This window comes from Pseudomonas monteilii (genome assembly GCA_001534745.1).
Classification (GTDB): Bacteria; Pseudomonadota; Gammaproteobacteria; order Pseudomonadales; family Pseudomonadaceae; genus Aquipseudomonas; species Aquipseudomonas alabamensis.
Genome location: CP013997.1, coordinates 3,574,690 through 3,591,456, shown reverse-complemented (window position 1 = coordinate 3,591,456; position 16,767 = coordinate 3,574,690). Strand labels below are relative to the sequence as shown.

General features: G+C 66.5%; 14 protein-coding genes. 10 read left to right on the top strand and 4 right to left on the bottom strand.

The window, feature by feature from the left end; all coding sequences use genetic code 11:
• Window positions 1-111: 111 nt before the first annotated feature.
• The 8 genes from APT63_15295 (at window position 112) to APT63_15260 (ending at window position 7,742) form a co-directional block, all read left to right on the top strand.
• On the top strand, window positions 112-1,116 hold the full coding sequence (locus APT63_15295) for a threonine-phosphate decarboxylase (protein AMA46873.1): 1,005 nt from the start codon (window positions 112-114) through the stop codon (window positions 1,114-1,116).
• Entirely contained in the window at window positions 1,113-2,567 is a 1,455-nt protein-coding gene (locus tag APT63_15290) for a cobyric acid synthase (GenBank protein ID AMA46872.1), read from the top strand. Before APT63_15295 ends, APT63_15290 begins: the two co-directional genes overlap by 4 nt.
• Window positions 2,568-3,089: a bifunctional adenosylcobinamide kinase/adenosylcobinamide-phosphate guanylyltransferase gene (locus APT63_15285; GenBank protein ID AMA46871.1), complete on the top strand. Its 522-nt coding sequence runs from the start codon at window positions 2,568-2,570 to the stop codon at window positions 3,087-3,089.
• The gene (locus APT63_15280; GenBank protein AMA46870.1) at window positions 3,086-4,141 is read left to right on the top strand and encodes a nicotinate-nucleotide--dimethylbenzimidazole phosphoribosyltransferase; all 1,056 of its coding nucleotides are present in this window, start codon (window positions 3,086-3,088) and stop codon (window positions 4,139-4,141) included. Before APT63_15285 ends, APT63_15280 begins: the two co-directional genes overlap by 4 nt.
• Window positions 4,138-4,707, top strand: a complete 570-nt coding sequence (locus APT63_15275) for an alpha-ribazole phosphatase (GenBank protein AMA46869.1) — start codon at window positions 4,138-4,140, stop codon at window positions 4,705-4,707. Before APT63_15280 ends, APT63_15275 begins: the two co-directional genes overlap by 4 nt.
• A gap of 1 nt (window position 4,708) precedes the next feature.
• Entirely contained in the window at window positions 4,709-5,437 is a 729-nt protein-coding gene (locus APT63_15270) for an adenosylcobinamide-GDP ribazoletransferase (GenBank protein ID AMA46868.1), read from the top strand.
• 471 nt (window positions 5,438-5,908) lie between these two features.
• Complete coding sequence (locus tag APT63_15265; GenBank protein ID AMA47913.1) at window positions 5,909-7,102, top strand: glycosyl hydrolase; 1,194 nt, start codon at window positions 5,909-5,911, stop codon at window positions 7,100-7,102.
• Window positions 7,103-7,187: 85 nt separating this feature from the next.
• Window positions 7,188-7,742: a glutathione peroxidase gene (locus tag APT63_15260; GenBank protein AMA46867.1), complete on the top strand. Its 555-nt coding sequence runs from the start codon at window positions 7,188-7,190 to the stop codon at window positions 7,740-7,742.
• Window positions 7,743-7,805: 63 nt separating this feature from the next.
• Here the strand turns inward: APT63_15260 and APT63_15255 are convergent, their stop codons facing one another.
• The 3 genes from APT63_15255 to APT63_15245 all read right to left on the bottom strand — a co-directional run bounded on the left by APT63_15255 (window position 7,806) and on the right by APT63_15245 (window position 10,161).
• Complete coding sequence (locus APT63_15255; GenBank protein AMA46866.1) at window positions 7,806-9,068, bottom strand: Long-chain fatty acid transport protein; 1,263 nt, start codon at window positions 9,066-9,068, stop codon at window positions 7,806-7,808.
• Window positions 9,069-9,213: 145 nt separating this feature from the next.
• Window positions 9,214-9,696 carry a hypothetical protein gene (locus tag APT63_15250; protein AMA46865.1) on the bottom strand — a complete coding sequence of 161 codons (483 nt, stop codon included), beginning with the start codon at window positions 9,694-9,696 and terminating at the stop codon, window positions 9,214-9,216.
• 240 nt (window positions 9,697-9,936) lie between these two features.
• The gene (locus APT63_15245; protein AMA46864.1) at window positions 9,937-10,161 is read right to left on the bottom strand and encodes a hypothetical protein; all 225 of its coding nucleotides are present in this window, start codon (window positions 10,159-10,161) and stop codon (window positions 9,937-9,939) included.
• A gap of 931 nt (window positions 10,162-11,092) precedes the next feature.
• Here APT63_15245 and APT63_15240 point away from each other — a divergent pair.
• Window positions 11,093-11,521 carry a hypothetical protein gene (locus tag APT63_15240; protein ID AMA46863.1) on the top strand — a complete coding sequence of 143 codons (429 nt, stop codon included), beginning with the start codon at window positions 11,093-11,095 and terminating at the stop codon, window positions 11,519-11,521.
• 63 nt (window positions 11,522-11,584) lie between these two features.
• Window positions 11,585-13,069 carry a recombinase RmuC gene (locus APT63_15235; GenBank protein AMA46862.1) on the top strand — a complete coding sequence of 495 codons (1,485 nt, stop codon included), beginning with the start codon at window positions 11,585-11,587 and terminating at the stop codon, window positions 13,067-13,069.
• Here APT63_15235 and APT63_15230 read toward each other — a convergent pair.
• On the bottom strand, window positions 13,041-16,514 hold the full coding sequence (locus APT63_15230; protein ID AMA46861.1) for a hybrid sensor histidine kinase/response regulator: 3,474 nt from the start codon (window positions 16,512-16,514) through the stop codon (window positions 13,041-13,043). The genes APT63_15235 and APT63_15230 overlap by 29 nt on opposite strands.
• Window positions 16,515-16,767 lie beyond the last annotated feature (253 nt).

The window sequence follows — 16,767 nt, the reverse complement described above, 5'->3', positions numbered from 1 at the left end:
AGCCCTGTCGGCCTCGCCAATACAGAGGCGCGTTCAGGTTCGCGTAATAGGTGGCACACACTTCCTTCCATCATCGACAGCGCCCAGCGGCGCACCAGAGAGGCATCGGGTTTGATAGAACATGGCGGACGGTTGCTCGGCGCGGTGCGCCGCTACGGGATCGCGCGCGAACGGTGGGTCGACCTGTCCAGCGGGATTGCCCCCTGGCCCTTCGCGATCCCGGCCATCGGGCAGGAGGCCTGGGCCCGCCTGCCGGAAACCGAAGACGGCCTCGAACAGGCCGCGCGGCGCTACTATGGCGCCCAGACGCTGCTCGCCACGGCGGGCTCCCAGGCCGCGATCCAGGCCTTGCCCGGTTTGCGCCCGCGCGGTCGCGTGGGGGTACTGTCGCCCTGTTACGCCGAGCACCCCCATGCCTGGACCCACGCCGGCCACCAGCTCGTGACCCTCGACGCCGAGGGCGTCGACTCCGTCCTGGACAGCCTGGACGTACTGCTGCTGGTCAACCCCAACAACCCCACCGGCCTGCGCCTGTCCCGCGCACGCCTGCTCGACTGGCACGCGCGCCTGGCCCGCCGCGGCGGCTGGCTGGTGGTGGACGAAGCCTTCATGGACAACACGCCCGCCGACAGCCTCGTGGACCAGGCCGGGCAGCCGGGGCTGATCGTCCTGCGCTCGTTCGGCAAGTTCTTCGGCCTGGCCGGCGTGCGCCTGGGCTTCGTGATGGCCGAGCCGACGCTGCTCGAACGCCTGGCCGACGTGCTTGGCCCCTGGACGGTCAGCGGCCCGGCCCGGGTGGTCGGGCAGGCCTGCCTGAACGATGCAGCCGCCTGCCGTCTGCAGACCGAACGCTGCGCCACGGCCAGCCAGCGCCTGGCCACAGTGCTCCAGGCCGCGCAGCTCCCGCCCTCCGGCGGGTGCGACCTGTTCCAGTACATCGCCCTGCCCGAGGCTGCCCAGCTGCACGAGCACCTGGCCCGACAGGGCATTCTCGTGCGGCTGTTCGAGCACCCGCCTGCCGTGCGCCTGGGCCTGCCGGCCGACGAAACCCAGTGGCAACGTCTGACCGATGCCCTGCAGGCCTTCCCTCCGTCACTCGAAGAGAACCGACCATGACCACACTGATGGTGCAGGGCACCACCTCCGATGCCGGCAAGAGCACCCTGGTCACCGCGCTGTGCCGCTGGCTGCTGCGCCAGGGTGTCGCGGTGGTGCCGTTCAAGCCGCAGAACATGGCGCTCAACAGTGCCGTTACCGCCGAAGGCGGCGAGATCGGTCGCGCCCAGGCCGTCCAGGCCCAGGCCTGCCGTCTGGCACCGCACACTGACATGAACCCGGTGCTGCTCAAGCCCAACAGCGAGACCGGCGCCCAGGTGATCATCCATGGGCGCGCCGTCACCAGCATGAACGCGGTGGCCTACCACGACTACAAGGCCGTCGCCATGCAGGCCGTGCTGGCATCGCACCAGCGGCTGAGCGACGCCTACCCGGTGGTCATGGTCGAAGGCGCCGGGTCGCCTGCCGAGATCAACCTGCGGGCCGGCGACATCGCCAACATGGGCTTCGCCGAAGCCGTCGACTGCCCGGTGATCCTGGTGGCCGACATCCACCGTGGCGGGGTCTTCGCCCATCTGGTCGGCACGCTCGAGTTGCTTTCGCCCAGCGAACAGGCTCGCGTGCAGGGCTTCGTCATCAACCGCTTCCGTGGCGACATCGCCCTGCTGCAACCGGGCCTGGACTGGCTCGAACAGCGCACCGGCAAACCGGTGCTGGGCGTGCTGCCATTCGTCAGCGACCTGCACCTGGAAGCCGAAGACGCCGTCGATGCACGCCAGGCGCCCAAGCAGGGACGGCTGCTGAAGGTGATCGTGCCGGTGCTGCCACGCATCAGCAACCACACCGACTTCGACCCGCTGCGCCTGCACCCGCAGGTCGACCTGCACTTCATTGGCCCCGGTGAGCCGATCCCCGCCGCCGACCTGATCATTTTGCCCGGCTCCAAGAGCGTGCGCAGCGACTTGGCGCAACTGCGCGAGCGCGGCTGGGCGCAGGCGCTGGCGCGTCACCTGCGCTACGGCGGCAAGGTGATCGGCGTCTGCGGCGGGTTGCAGATGCTCGGCCAGGCCGTGCACGACCCGCTCGGGCTGGAAGGCCCGGCCGGCACCAGCCCAGGCCTGGGGGTGCTGGACTACGAGACCGTGCTGGAAGCCGACAAGCAGTTGCGCAACGTCACCGGCGTCCTGCACCTGGACGCTGTGCCGATCGAGGGCTACGAGATCCATGCCGGCGTGACCACGGGCGCCGCCCTGGAGCGCCCGGCGGTGCGCCTGGCCGACGGCCGCTGCGACGGCGCCGTGAGCAACGACGGCCAGGTGCTGGCGACCTACCTGCACGGCCTGTTCGAGAACGAACGCGCCTGTGCCGCGCTGCTGCACTGGGCTGGCCTGGAGACGGTGGAAGCCTTCGACTACCACGGCCTGCGCGAGCGTGACATCGAACGCCTGGCCGACCTGGTCGACCAGCATCTGGATACCGCGCGCCTGCGCGCCCTGTGTGGAGTGGCCTGAATGCGCAGCCTGATCCTGGGCGGCGCCCGCTCCGGCAAGAGCCGACTGGCCGAGCGCCTTGCGGCCGACAGCGGCCTGCCGGTGACCTACATCGCCACCAGCGAACCACTGGACGGCGAAATGTCCGCGCGCGTGCGCCTGCACCGCGAGCGTCGCCCCGACACCTGGGGCCTGATCGAAGAGCCCCTGGCCCTTGCCGCGACCCTGCGCGCGTCGGCGGCTGCCGATCGCTGCCTGCTGGTCGATTGCCTGACACTGTGGCTGACCAACCTGCTGATGCTCGACGACCCCGAGCGCCTGGCGCGCGAGCGTGATGCACTACTCGACTGCCTCGACACCTTGCCTGGCGTGGTGCTGCTGGTCAGCAACGAAACCGGCCTGGGCGTGGTGCCCATGGGCGAACTGACCCGGCGCTACGTCGACGAGGCCGGCTGGCTGCACCAGGCGATCGCCGAACGGTGCCAGCGCGTGGTGCTCACGGTCGCTGGCCTTCCTCTTCTGCTCAAAGGACCTGCTGTATGACACACCTCTGGTGGCGCGATGCCTGCCAACCCGTCGACACCGCTGCCATGACCCAGGCGACCGAGCGGCAACGCCAACTGACCAAGCCTGCCGGCTCCCTGGGCCAGCTCGAGACCGTGGCGATCCGCCTGGCCGGGCTGCAAGGGCGTGAGCGTCCGCGCCTGGAGCAGGTCGCCATCGCGGTCTTCGCCGGCGACCATGGCGTGGTGGCCGAAGGTATCTCGGCCTACCCGCAATCGGTGACTGGGCAGATGCTCGGCAACTTCGTCGCTGGCGGTGCGGCGATCAGCGTGCTGGCGCGCCATTTGCAGGCCCACCTCGAGGTGGTCGACCTCGGCACCGTGGACCCGACGCTGACGCTGCCCGGCGTGCGCCATCTGCGCCTGGGCGCCGGCACGGCCAACTTCGCCCACCAACCGGCGATGACCGAAGCGCAGTTGAACGCTGCCTTGCAGGCCGGCCATGACAGTGCCGAACGGGCCGCCCAGACAGGGACGCAACTGTTCATCGGCGGCGAGATGGGCATCGGCAACACCACGGCGGCGGCCGCGCTGGCCAGTGCCTTGCTCGGGTGTGGCGCGGCCACCCTGAGCGGGCCTGGCACGGGGCTGGACGAGGCCGGTGTGCGGCACAAGGCCGAGGTCATCGAACGGGCGCTGGCCTTGCATGGGCTGGATGCCCAGGACCCATGGCGCGCCGCTGCCTGCGTCGGCGGCTTCGAGCTGGTCGCGCTGGCGGGAGCCTACCTGGCCTGCGCGCAACGGGGCATCGCCGTGCTGGTCGATGGCTTCATCTGCAGCGTGGCGGCGTTGCTCGCCGTACGCCTGAGCCCGACTTGCCGCCCTTGGCTGCTGTTCGCCCACCACGGCGCCGAGCCAGGCCACCGGCAAGTGCTCGACGCGCTCGACGCCGACCCCTTGCTGGCCCTCGGCCTGCGCCTGGGGGAGGGCAGCGGCGCTGCGCTGGCGGTTCCGCTGTTGCGGCTGGCCTGCGCCCTGCATGCCGACATGGCCACCTTCGCCGAGGCCGCCGTGGCGGATCGTCCGGCATGAGGCTCGACCTGTTGCGCCATGGGCAGACCGAACTGGGCGGCGGACTGCGTGGCAGCCTCGACGATGCCTTGACCGAACAGGGCTGGGCGCAGATGCAGGCCGCCGTCGCCGACGCCGGGCCATGGCAGGTGGTGATCAGCTCGCCCCTGCAACGGTGCGCCCGTTTCGCCGAGCCCCTGGCTCAACGGCTGGACGTGCCATTCGCGTTGGAGCCGGACCTGCGCGAGCTGCATTTCGGTGACTGGGAAGGCCACAGCGCCGCCCAGCTCATGGAAACCGACGCCGACGGTCTGGGGGCTTTTTGGAACGATCCCTACGCCTTCACGCCTCCCCAGGGCGAGCCGGTGGAAGCCTTCGCCGAGCGGGTTCTGGCGGCGCTCGCCCGGTTGCGCGAGCGCTACGCCGGGCAGGCGGTGCTGCTGGTCACCCATGGGGGCGTCATCCGCCTGTTGCTGGCGCGCGCACGCGGCTTGCCGAGGGCGCACCTGCTGCAGGTCGAGGTGCCCCATGGCAGCCTGTCGCGGCTCTACGTCGGCGCCGATGGCCTGCTGCGCGAGGAAGTCTGAGATGCTGCCGTTCTGGATCGCCTTGCAGTTCCTGAGCAGCCTGCCGGTCACCTTGCCCGGCATGCCGACACCCGCGCAACTGGGCCGCTCGTTGCTCTGGTACCCGGTGGTCGGGGCCGTGTTCGGGGCCGTGCTGTGGCTGGTCAGTCATGCGCTGGGCGGCACGCCGCCTTATCTGCACGCCGCCTTGTTGCTCAGCCTCTGGGTGATGCTCAGCGGCGCCCTGCACCTCGATGGCCTGGCCGACAGCGCCGATGCCTGGCTGGGCGGTTTCGGCGACCGCGAGCGCACCTTGCGGATCATGAAGGACCCCCGCAGCGGGCCGATCGCGGTGGTGACCCTGGTGCTGCTGCTGCTGCTCAAGTTCTGTGCGCTGCTGGCCTTGATCGAACAGGGCGACAGCCTCGGCCTGCTCGTGGCCCCGGTGATCGGGCGCGCGGCGCTGCTGGCGCTGTTCCTGTGCACGACCTATGTGCGGCCCGGCGGGCTGGGCGAGGCTCTGGCGCAGCACTTGCCGGTCAGGCAGGGCTGGTGGGTGCTGGGGGCGAGTACGCTGGCCTGTCTGCTGTGCCTGGGCAGTGCCGGCATCATGACGCTGTGCCTCGTGCTGGTCGCCTTCATGGGCCTGCGCGCAGCCATGATACGTCGCCTGGGCGGTACCACCGGCGACACGGCCGGCGCGTTGCTCGAGTTGCTGGAAGCGGTGGTGGTGATCGGGTTGGTGCTGTGAGTCGCCTTGCTTCGGGGCAGCTGACAGATTCCGTGGGCTTTGCCAATGCTGATGTGGGCCCTGGCGGGCCCAATCGCGGCACGGGGGCCGCTCCACCCGTAGCCACACCGCGGTGTTGCAGGTTATCGCGGTTACCTGTGGGGGATTCTGTGGTTTTTGCCGAATGCGTGGGCCCTGGCGGACCCAATCGCGGCACAGGGGCCGCTCCTACACCCGTAGCCCCACCGCGGTGTTGCAGGCTATCGCGGTCACCTGTAGGAGCGGCCCCAGTGCCGCGATTGGGCCCGCAGGGCCCATAAAATCAGCCACCGGGTAAATCAGGCACCCCTGTATCGTGCCGCCATACACTCGCCTGCCGCTTGCGGCTCACCGCTTTCTGCTTTGAAACGCCTAGCAAAATTTTCCCCCGTGATCCCCCTCGACCACCTTCGTAAAATCGCCGCTTCCCCAGGCCAAGGAAGCCCCATCATGATGCGTCGATTTCTCCTCGCCTGCCTGCTCGCGCTCGGCCTCCCATCGCTCCAGGCCGCCGACCTGATCGATTTCTGGGACACCCCCCGCTACGGCGGCAACAGCTTCAACCGTCTCCCGCCCGACCAGGCCTATTTCGATGCGTTGCACGACTACGGCGCAACGTGGGTACGGCTCTCCTACGACAAATGGCAACCCGCTCGACGCGACATGCTGTTGGGCGATGCCGATCACTACCAGGGGCTCGAACCTGCCGACCTGCAGCAGCTGCGCTCCACCCTGGACCGCGCACACCGCGCTGGCCTGAAAGTCGTGATCGCCCCTCTGTCCTTGCCCGGCATGCGCTGGTCGCAGAACAACGGCGACGTGTTCGACGACCGTCTCTGGCAGGACAAGGCCTGGTGGGACCAGGCGGCCGCCTTCTGGCGGGACCTGGCCGCGGCGCTCAAGGATCACCCGGCCGTGGCCGCCTACAACCTGATCAACGAACCTGCGCCTGAAAAGCTGGGCGGGCTGGCCGAGCACGCCACGCTCGAACGCATGAAGCGCTGGTATGCGACGCGTCAGGGCAGCAGCCGGGACCTGCCAGCGTTCTACCGCCACATGCTGGCGGCAGTGCGCGAGGTCGACTCGGTGACGCCGGTGATGGTCGATGCAGGCTGGTACGCGGCCGCCGACGCATTCGACTACTGGCCAAACGCACTGGAGGACCCGCGCGTCCTCTACAGCGTGCACATGTACGAACCCTATTCGGCCACCAGCGCGCCGAACCTGGCCAGGGCCAAGCCCTTCGATTACCCCGGCAAGGCCCCTTACGCCGGTCAGCAAATGCGCTGGGATGCGCCACGTGTGGCTGCCTATCTGCGTCGACCGATCGACTGGGCCGACGCACACCAGGTGCCGCGCTCGCGCCTGGTCGTCGGTGAGTTCGGCTGCATGCGCCGCCTGCCCGGTTGCAGGCAGTACCTCGAAGACGTGTTGACGGTGCTCGACGAGCAGCGTGTGCACTGGGCGTTCTACAGCTTCCGCGAAGACAGCTGGGATGGCATGGATTACGAACTGGGGCAGGCCAAGGTGCCCTGGCGCTACTGGCAGGCCATCGATGCAGGCCAGCCCGACCCGCTGGCACGCCAGGCCACGTCGGCGTTCGAACCCATTCGGCGACGCTTGTCCAGGCCGGTCGAAGGCAGCTGAAAGGCGGGTCGAGCGCGAGAACCACGCACGCGCCTGCATAAGCCGCTACGCTGCACGTTCAGGAATGTTCGGCAGGAGAACGCATATGCAGGCACGTTGGTGGGTCGTCCCATTATTGGCACTTTCGGCACTCGGTCCCGCTTGGGCCAGCGACTGCCCGGCACTGCTTCAAGGCAGCTTGCCCGAGCTGCGGGGCAAGGGGCAGATCGATCTATGCGACCGCTACGCGGGCAAGCCGTTGGTGATCATCAACACGGCCAGCTACTGCGGTTTCGCACCGCAGTTCGAAGGACTGGAGGCGGTGTACCAGCATTATCACGCCCAAGGTCTGGAGATGCTCGGCGTGCCGTCCAATGACTTCAAGCAGGAGGACAGCGACAGCGAGAAGACTGCCAAGGTCTGCTACGCCAACTATGGCGTGACGTTCACCATGACCAAGGCCCAGCCCGTACGCGGCAGCGATGCGATCCCACTGTTCGTCGAGCTGGCGCGCCAGAGCAGCGCGCCCAAGTGGAATTTCTACAAGTACGTGGTGGACCGCCGAGGCAAGGTGATCGGCAGTTTCTCCAGCCTGACCAAGCCGGACGACGAAGCCTTCAAGGCCACCCTCGAGAAGGCCATTGGCTCACCCGCCCTGTAATCCCCCCAAACGAACACGGCGCCCTGTCCAGACTGGAGAGGGCGCCGTGTGCACAGGCGTGGATCAGAAGCGGTAGGTCAGCGAAGCACCGACGGTGTGGGCGCTGTTTTCGTACTTGGCGCGGTAGGCGCCCTTGGTCGAGCTGGCCAGGTTGACCTTGGCGTCCTCTTCCCACAGGTAGGAGTAGGCCACATCGATGGTCATGTCGTCGTTCGGGCTCCAGCCGGCGCCCAGGCTGACCATCTTGCGATCGCCGGTCGGGATGCGCGGAGAACGGTCATGGTTGTTGGTCGGCGACTGGTCGACGGTGAAGCCGCTGCGCAACGTCCACTGCTTGTTCACCTTGTAGGCGGCGCCGATGGCGTGCGACCAGGTGTCATGCCAGTTCTGCTCTTCGGTGATGGTGGCGAACGGAGAGCCTGCCAGCGGCGCTGGCACATCGTTGTTCACGATGATGTGTTCCAGGCGGCTCCAGCGCGTCCAGGTGCTGCCTGCGTACAGGGTCCACTGGTCATCGAGCGCATGGGTCACCGACAGGTCGACCGATTCCGGCGTCTTGATGTTGAGGTCGGCGTCGAACTTGCTGCCACTGAACGGGCCGATGGCCGTGGAGCTCACCTTGGTCTTGCCTTCGAGCTTGTAGTCGACCATCGAGTGGTAGGTCAGGCCGATGCGCGTACGGTCGGTCGCCTGGACCAGCAGGCCCACGTTGTAGCCGACGGCCGTGTCGTCGCCCTTGATCTTGACTTCGCCGTCGTTGCGGCCCGGGCTGCGTGGGTTGAGCAGGTTGGAACCCAGCTCGCCACGGATGCGGTTGAACGTCGGCCCGACGCCGATCGAGACCTTGTCGTTGAAGGCGTAGCTGATGGTCGGCTGGAAGGTGATAACTTCGACGTGGCTTTTCTTGCCCCAGTAACGCGCCGCGTCGTCGCTGCCGTAGTCGGTGACCAGGCCGAACGGCACGTAGACCCCGAAGCCCACGGTCCAGTGATCGTCCAGGGGCTTGACGTAGTAGCCCATGGGCACGGCGACGACCGGCACCATGTCACCGTCGGTTTCCCCCCCGAAGGTGCTTCGGCCACTGATGTCGGACTTGGCGAAGATGCCTGCTGCCCCGACGGTCGCCTGCGCGCGCTTGAGTTGTGACATGCCGGCAGGGTTGCCGTAGATGGTGCTTGCGTCTTCGGCAGAGGAAGAACGACCCGCGAAACCTACCCCCATGCTGCTGATGCTCTGCTCATTGAGCGCGAAGCCGTTGGCCAGCAGGTGCCCGGATGCCAGTGCGACAGCCAGACCGAGGGAGGTGTTGAGCATTGCTTTTTTCATTATTAGAACTCCTTGGGATCTCCGAGGCGGAACGCTACCAACATTTTGCGCAGGGCGCTATAGGCGAATTTTAAGGAGTTAGACGAGTTTTGTAGGACAATCTAACTGCTTTGTAAGACAAAACCAGAATAGGGTGTAGGCCTTTTCAGGAGGCCAGAGGAATGCCCGGCGCGACGCAGGTCTGCCACGCGGTCGCAAAATCACGTAGACGCCCCTGGGGATGGAAGATCTGACGCCACAGACGCGCCATGCCCATCAGATCGTTCGGCGCAGGCAGAGACACCGCCTGTGCCTCGATCAGCATCCAAGCAATCGCCGTGGCATAGCGCAGATTGACCGTCAATTCGATGTGCGGTCCGCGCAGGAACGCATGCTGGCTGGCCAACCCGCGTACCAGGCTGGCCAACTCCGGGTCGGCAGCCAGATAGGTGTCCCACAGGTCGTGATGGCGGGGCCCAGTGATGCGGTAGAGCCCATGGCCGCGTCGATCACACAGGCCTGCGCCCAGGGCCGACTGGCTAGCCGCAACGCCCAGTAACAAAGCTTCTGCACGGATTGTCCGCCGCCCCAGGTACTCGAGGGTCGGGCGAATCACGTAATGGCTCAACTCGATAGCGGCGAATGCCATGATGCCCTCGCACGTGGGTGACCGACGGGCCCGGGCGCCTGGCAGCGAATGGATCACAGCCGGACCCGCCGAAAGCGGCCTGGACCGCTCAAGTTCAAGTGTAGTGTGATGAGGCTGAGGTAAAGGACTGTTTTTAAATCGATTGCACGCAGAAGGCGCCAGGCATATACCCACTGGCGATTAGCCCGGTGGCTGGACCGGGCATTTCTTCATGTGCGAGATGAGTGAACGCGGACGCGATCACGCGGTGATGGACTGGCGCGTACGGTCGATGACGGCCTGCAAAGTACCGGCGCGGTTGTACTGCTCCGGATACAGACGCTCGCTGTGGCAGGCGATGCCATGCTCGTCGACGAGGGTGAAGCTGAAGCTGCCGTTGCGGGGTGCCACGATCAGGCACTTCATCGGTGCGAAGGCTTGGGACAGGGCGCCGATGGCGGTTTGGAACTGATGATGCGTATTCATATTATTGGATGTCCTGCAATTGACACGGATTCGAACCGTGCACGATGAAAACGTTCCAGTGGCGCCAAGAATTAGGAAAAAGGCGCAGAACCTGTCTGGAACAGAGCAGCCAGGCGGGGCGCATGATCTAGAGCGCTGGGCTGACTGGTAGGTACTTGAGGAGGCAGGCAACACACGGGAACGAGGTTCAAGAACGCCCGGTGCAGGTCCTGATCAATCCGAGAGGTGATTCGTGCTGGAGCAGCGCAGGCTGCCGAGTGAACCATCCGAGGAGTCGGTGCGGCCAGGGGGTAGGTTCGAGTGTCGAACGCCTGGTCAGCGACCTTTTGATTTTTCAGCTTGGGTACTAACGGTCGCCACACTACACAAAGCGTGAAGGCTGTGCAAGTGTTTTGTCGATTCCCCGGAAAGCCGACCATTATGGCCATTCGTCTAGCGGATGGGAAGGGGGCTCAGACCCTGAAAGGTGGCAAAAGTGCTAAGCAGTTTCGCTGATATAGCGATATTCCGCCGGTTGTACACAATGCGTTTAGCGTGAGCCTGCAGCTCGTCAGAACACGCTCGTCGTCGGCAGATGCACCCCGGCGGGCGTTAAGTCAATGAAAAAAAACACTAATTTGAACTGGTGAAAAAAACGCCAGTTTGTCTGGAGCGCCCATTCCACAAGGGTTTGCGAGGTTACCCAAGAGGTTGTCCACCGAGTTATCCACAGCTTCTGTGGATTGTGCGCGCCACAGGCTCTAGCGCAAGCCTGTCTGCCAAACCGCCATTGTCTGACAATCAAGAGCGTAATAATCCAAGCGCCTACCGTTCGTCCGAAATCCAGGCAGAAATAAAATTTTCAGCATGTGTCGGGCTTCTGCAGGGGACGCCATCGGCTGAAAAAAAGCGTAGAGTGGCGCGCCCCACATCCGCCTCAACGCTCGCTCCTATGTTTCAAGGCAAAAAAATCGTCTCGCCTGGCCAAGGGATCATCGAACCCGCACCGGGCAAACGCTTCACGCTCAAGGTCGCCCTCTGGTTGCTCGACAGCCCTCACCTGGGCAGCAAGCCCCATATCAAGCACCTTGCCGGACGCCTGCTCAAGCAGCCCGCACGCCAGGGCGTGGTCGTGGCGCAACGTCGCCTGGGCCAGATGCTGTGCAACGAGTGCGGCAGTGCGCGCGACCGGCGCATGGGCCACGAACTGCTGCGTCAGGCGGCCCGCTCCGGTGACCCCAAGGCCCAGTTCGAATACGGTCGTCTGTGCGCGGATTCGCCCGACCTTTCGTCCGAGCGTGCGCGCCACTGGCTCGAGCTGGCCGCGGCGCAAGGCTCCCCGGAAGCCCGCCACCTGCTCAGGCGCCTGTTTCCCGACTGAAGCCCTGGCCGCCATGGCCTGATAAGCTCGTGTCCACTTCTACGCACAGCACCGGGAAACATCATGACAGTGGATCTGGCCAGCATCCTGCTTGGCATCGTGGCGGCGTCGATACCCGGCCTCGTCTGGACGTTCCGGGTGCAGCGCCAGGCAACCGTGCACCAGGCGGCCCTGTCGCTGGCCGAAGAGCGCCTGCTCAGCGCCCAGCTGGCCCAGGAAGGCTTGCAGGCGCAGCTGGACGCCTGTCGCGACGAGGTCAGCGACCTCGGTGAGGCCAACGCGCTCAAACAGGCCAGCCTGGCCGCGCAGCAGCGGGAGGTGGAGCTGCTGCAGATCGAGCGCGACAATGCCCGCGATGCAGCCCATGCCTGGAACCTGGAGCGCACCGCGCGCGAAGCCGAGCTGCGGCGCCTGGAATCGAGGGTCGCCGGGCTGGAGGCCGAGTTGCGCGAGCAGCAGGAAGGCCATACGCAACGCCTCGAAGACCTGCAGGACGCCCGCGACACCTTGCGTGCACAGTTCGCTGACCTGGCAACACGCATCTTCGACGAGCGCGAACAACGCTTTGCCCAGACCAGCCAGCAGCACCTGGGGCAACTGCTCGATCCGCTCAAGGAGCGCATCCAGGCTTTCGAGAAGCGGGTCGAGGACAGCTACCAGCAGGAGGCGCGCGAGCGGTTCTCGCTGGCCAAGGAGCTCGAGCGCCTGCAGCAGCTCAACCAGCGGCTGTCCGACGAGGCCACCAATCTGACCCAGGCGCTCAAGGGCCAGAAGACCCAGGGCAACTGGGGCGAGCTGATTCTCGAGCGGGTGCTGGAGCATGCCGGCCTGGAGAAGGGCCGCGAGTACCACACCCAGGTCAGCCTCAAGAGCGCCGACGGCGAGCGCTACCAGCCCGACGTACTGATCATGCTGCCCGGCAACAAGCAGGTGGTGGTCGATGCCAAGGTCAGCCTGACCGCCTACCAGCAGTTCGTCAGCGACCCGGACGGCGAGCGGGCCCAGGCGGCGCTCAAGCAGCACGTGCAGTCGCTGCGCAACCACGTCAAAGGGCTGTCCGGCAAGGACTACAACCGCCTCGAAGGGCTGCACAGCCTGGACTTCGTGCTGCTCTTCGTGCCCATCGAAGCCGCCTTCTCCGCTGCCCTGCAGGCCGAGCCGAACCTGTTCCAGGAAGCCTTCGACCGGCAGATCGTGATCGTCAGCCCCACCACCTTGCTGGCGACCCTGCGGGTCATCGACAGCCTGTGGAAGCAGGAGCGTCAGACCCAGAACGCCCGCGAGATCGCCGAGCGCGCCGGCTGGCTGTACGACAAGTTCGTGCTGTTCATCCAGGACCTGGACGAGCTGGGCAACCGCCTGCAGCAGGTGGACAAGGCCTACGCCGCGGCACGCAACAAGCTGTGCGAAGGTCGCGGCAACCTGGTCAGCCGCAGCGAGCAGCTCAAGCTGCTCGGGGCCCGCGCCAGCAAGAGCCTGCCTGCCGACCTGCTGGAGCGGGCGATGAGCGATGCTGCCGTCACTGAACCAGGTTCAGATAGCGATTGAGCAAGGCACGCAGCGCCGCCGGCTTGACCGGCTTTGGCAGGAAGTCCAGGCCGGCGGCATGCACCTGGGTGACCATCTCGCTGCGGTTGTCGGCGCTGATCACCACCCCTGGCACGGGCTCGCCCAGGCGCGTGCGCAGCCAGGCCATCAGGCCGATGCCGGTTTCGCCGGCATCCAGGTGGTAGTCGACCAGCGCCAGGTGCGGCCGATGGCCTTCGTCCAGCAAGGCTTCGCAGGTCGCGCGGTCCGGTGCGGTCCAGACCTGGCAGCCCCAGCGCGTGAGCAGGCTGCTCATGCCGATCAGGATGCTGGCCTCGTTGTCCACGCACAGCACCCGCAGGCCGGCCAGGGGTTGCCCTGCCTGTTCCGGCGCGGCGACCGGGGCGGCGGCCGTGCGGCTGACAGGGACCTGCACGCGAAACACGCTGCCCTTGCCGGGCCAGGAGCGCACTTCGAGGCGATGACCCAGGACGCGGCACAGGCCATCGGCGATCGCCAGCCCCAGGCCCAGGCCCTTTTCCGCCCGTGTCTGGTGGCTGTCCAGGCGCTTGAACTCCTGGAAGATCACCTGCAGCTTGTCATCGGCGATGCCCGGGCCGCGATCCCAGACCTCGAGCCACAGGTGCTCGCCACTGCGCCGTGCGCCCAGCAGGATCGGGCCCTTGCCATAGCGCAGGGCGTTGGTCAGGAAGTTCTGCAGGATCCGGCGCAGCAGCTTGACGTCGCTGTGCACCCGCAGGCGGCTGCCCCGTAGCCGGAAGTCCAGCCCTTTTTCCGCGGCCAGCACGGCGAACTCGGCGCCCAGCATGTCGAACAGGTCGTGCAGGGCGAAGGGTTTGGCATCCGGGGTGATGCGGCCGTTTTCCAGGCGCGAGATGTCCAGCAGGTCGCTGATCAGCTCTTCGGCCGAGCGCAATGAACTGTCCATGTGGCCGACCAGTTGCCGGGCCTCTTCCGAAAGATGCTCGTCCTGCTGCGACAATGCGGCGGAGAACAGCCGCGCTGCGTTGAGCGGCTGCATCAGGTCGTGGCTCACGGCGGCCAGGAAGCGCGTCTTGGACTGGCTGACCGCTTCGGCATGGCTCTTGGCCTCGCTCAACGCCTGGTTGAGCTGCGACAGCTCGTGGGTACGTTCGGCGACCCGTTGCTCGAGGCGCTCGTTGGCGTCCTTCAGGGCCTGCTCGGCTTCCCGGAACGGGGTGATGTCGCTGAAGCTCATGACGAACCCGCCCCCCGGCATCGGGTTGCCGATCAGCTCGATGACCCGGCCATTGGGGAACAGCCGTTCGGAGGTGTGCGCACGGCCCTGGCGCATCCAGTGCAGGCGCCGGGCGACATGGACCTGGGCCTCGCCCGGGCCGCACAGGCCGCGCTCGGCGTTGTAGCGGATGATGTCGGCGATCGGCCGGCCCACGGCGATCAGGCCGTCCGGGTAGTTGAATAGCTCCAGGTAGCGCCGGTTCCAGGCCACCAGGTGCAGGTTCTGGTCGACCACGCTCAGGCCCTGGTTGATGTTCTCGATGGCGCCTTGCAGCAGCGCCCGGTTGAACTGCAGCACTTCCGAGGCTTCGTCGGCGATGCGTACCACGTCCTCGAGCTGCATGTCGCGGCCTTCGATGGCCGCCTTGACCACGGCACGCGTCGACGAGGTGCCGAGCACCCCGGCCAGGAGCCGTTCGGTGTGCTCGATCCATTCGCCATCGGCGTTCTGGTTGGGGTTGAAGCCCTTGCCCTGGCGGTAGGCGAAGCGGATGAAGCTCTGCCGCGCCCGTTCCTCGCCGACGAAGCGCGAGGCCAGGTTGAGCAGGTCGTCGATCTGCACCGCCAGCAGCGTGCGGCTGCCGGGGCGGGCACTGGTCTGCTGGCCGATGAAGCGCCCGGCCTGCCAGTGCTCGGAGACCCGCGTACGCGACAGCACCGAGACCCAGGCGAACAGGGTGAAGTTGCCGGCCAGCGACAGCACCACGCCTTGGGTCAGCGGCGAGATCGGCAGGTTCAGCGGGTTGCCGTGCAGCCAGGCCAAGCCCGGGAACAGCGTCAGCGGCCAGCCCAGGCTGTGGGCGGCGATCGGCAGCACCAGCGTGTAGAACCACAGGAAGGTGCCGGCGGCCAGGCCGGCGAACACGCCGCGACGGTTGGCCTGCTTCCAGTACAGCGCACCGATCATCGCCGGGGCGAGCTGGGTCACGGCGGCGAAGGCGATCTGGCCGATGGTCGCCAGGCTTGCGGTGGAGCCGAGCAGGCGATAGCTGACGTAGGCCAGCAGCAGGATCACCACGATGGTGACGCGGCGCACCGACAGCATCCAGTGGCGGAAGGCCTCGAAGGGGCGCTCGGCATTGTTGCGCCGCAGCAGCCAGGGCAGCAGCATGTCGTTGGAGACCATGGTCGACAGCGCCACCGCCTCGACGATCACCATGCCGGTGGCGGCCGACGCCCCGCCGATGAACGCCAGCAGCGCCAGGCTCGGATGGGCCTGGGCCAGGGGCAGGCTGATGACGAAGGAGTCTGGCAGCAGGCTGCCGGGCAGCAGCATCTGCCCGGCCAGCGCGATGGGCACCACGAACAGCCCGGCCAGGGCCAGGTACAGCGGAAACACCCAGCGCGCCAGGCGCACGTCCTGCGGTTCGATGTTCTCCACCACGGTGACGTGGAATTGCCGCGGCAGGCAGATGATCGCCATCATCGCCACCCCGGTCTGCACGATCATCGACGGCCAGTTGACGGTCTCCTGCCAGTACCCTTGCAACTGGAGGGACTGCCGCGCCTGGCTCAGCAGGTCGTCGAAGCCGTCATAGAGGTTGAACACCACGAACACGCCCACGGCCAGGAAGGCCAGCAGCTTGACCAGGGACTCGAAGGCGATCGCCAGCACCATGCCGCGGTGGTGCTCGGTGACGTCGAGGCTGCGCGTGCCGAACACGATGGCGAACAGGGCCAGCACCAGCGACACCACCAGGGCGGTGTCCTGGACACGGGTGCCGGTGGCGTCGGCACTGGCGCCGATCAGCAGGTTCACGCCCAGCACGATGCCCTTGAGCTGCAGGGCGATGTAGGGCAGCACTCCGACCAGGCAGATCAGCGCCACCACCACGGCCAGCGCCTGCGACTTGCCGTAGCGGGCGGCGATGAAGTCGGCGATAGAGGTGATGTTTTCCTGCTTGCTGATCAGCACCATCTTCTGCACCACCCAGGGCGCCAGGATCAGCAGCAGGATCGGCCCCAGGTAGATCGGCAGGAACGCCCACAGCTGCTCGGCTGCCTGCCCGACCGCGCCGAAGAACGTCCAGCTGGTGCAGTACACCGCCAGCGACAGGCTGTACACCCACGCCCGCAGGCGCGGCGGCAGCGGTGTGCTGCGGCGATCGCCATAGAAGGCGATGGCGAACATGACGGCCATGTAGGCCAGGGCGACCAGGGCGATCAGCCCGCTGGACAACGACATGAAGACTCCGCGACAAGAAGAAGGCCCATTCTCGGTCGGGCAGTCTGGCATGCCGCTTCGCGTTCGTCAGCGCCGACCAAGGTCGCAGCTGTAGAGAGGCGAGCTGCAAGCTGCAAGCTACAAGCTACAAGCGGACGGTAGTGCGGTAAGTCAGGGGTTGGCATGACGTCGAGGCGGCGCTGAGGCTTTCGCTTGAAGCTTGAAGCTTGAAGCTTGAAGCTTGAAGCTTGAAACTTGTCGCCCCCCGCCAACC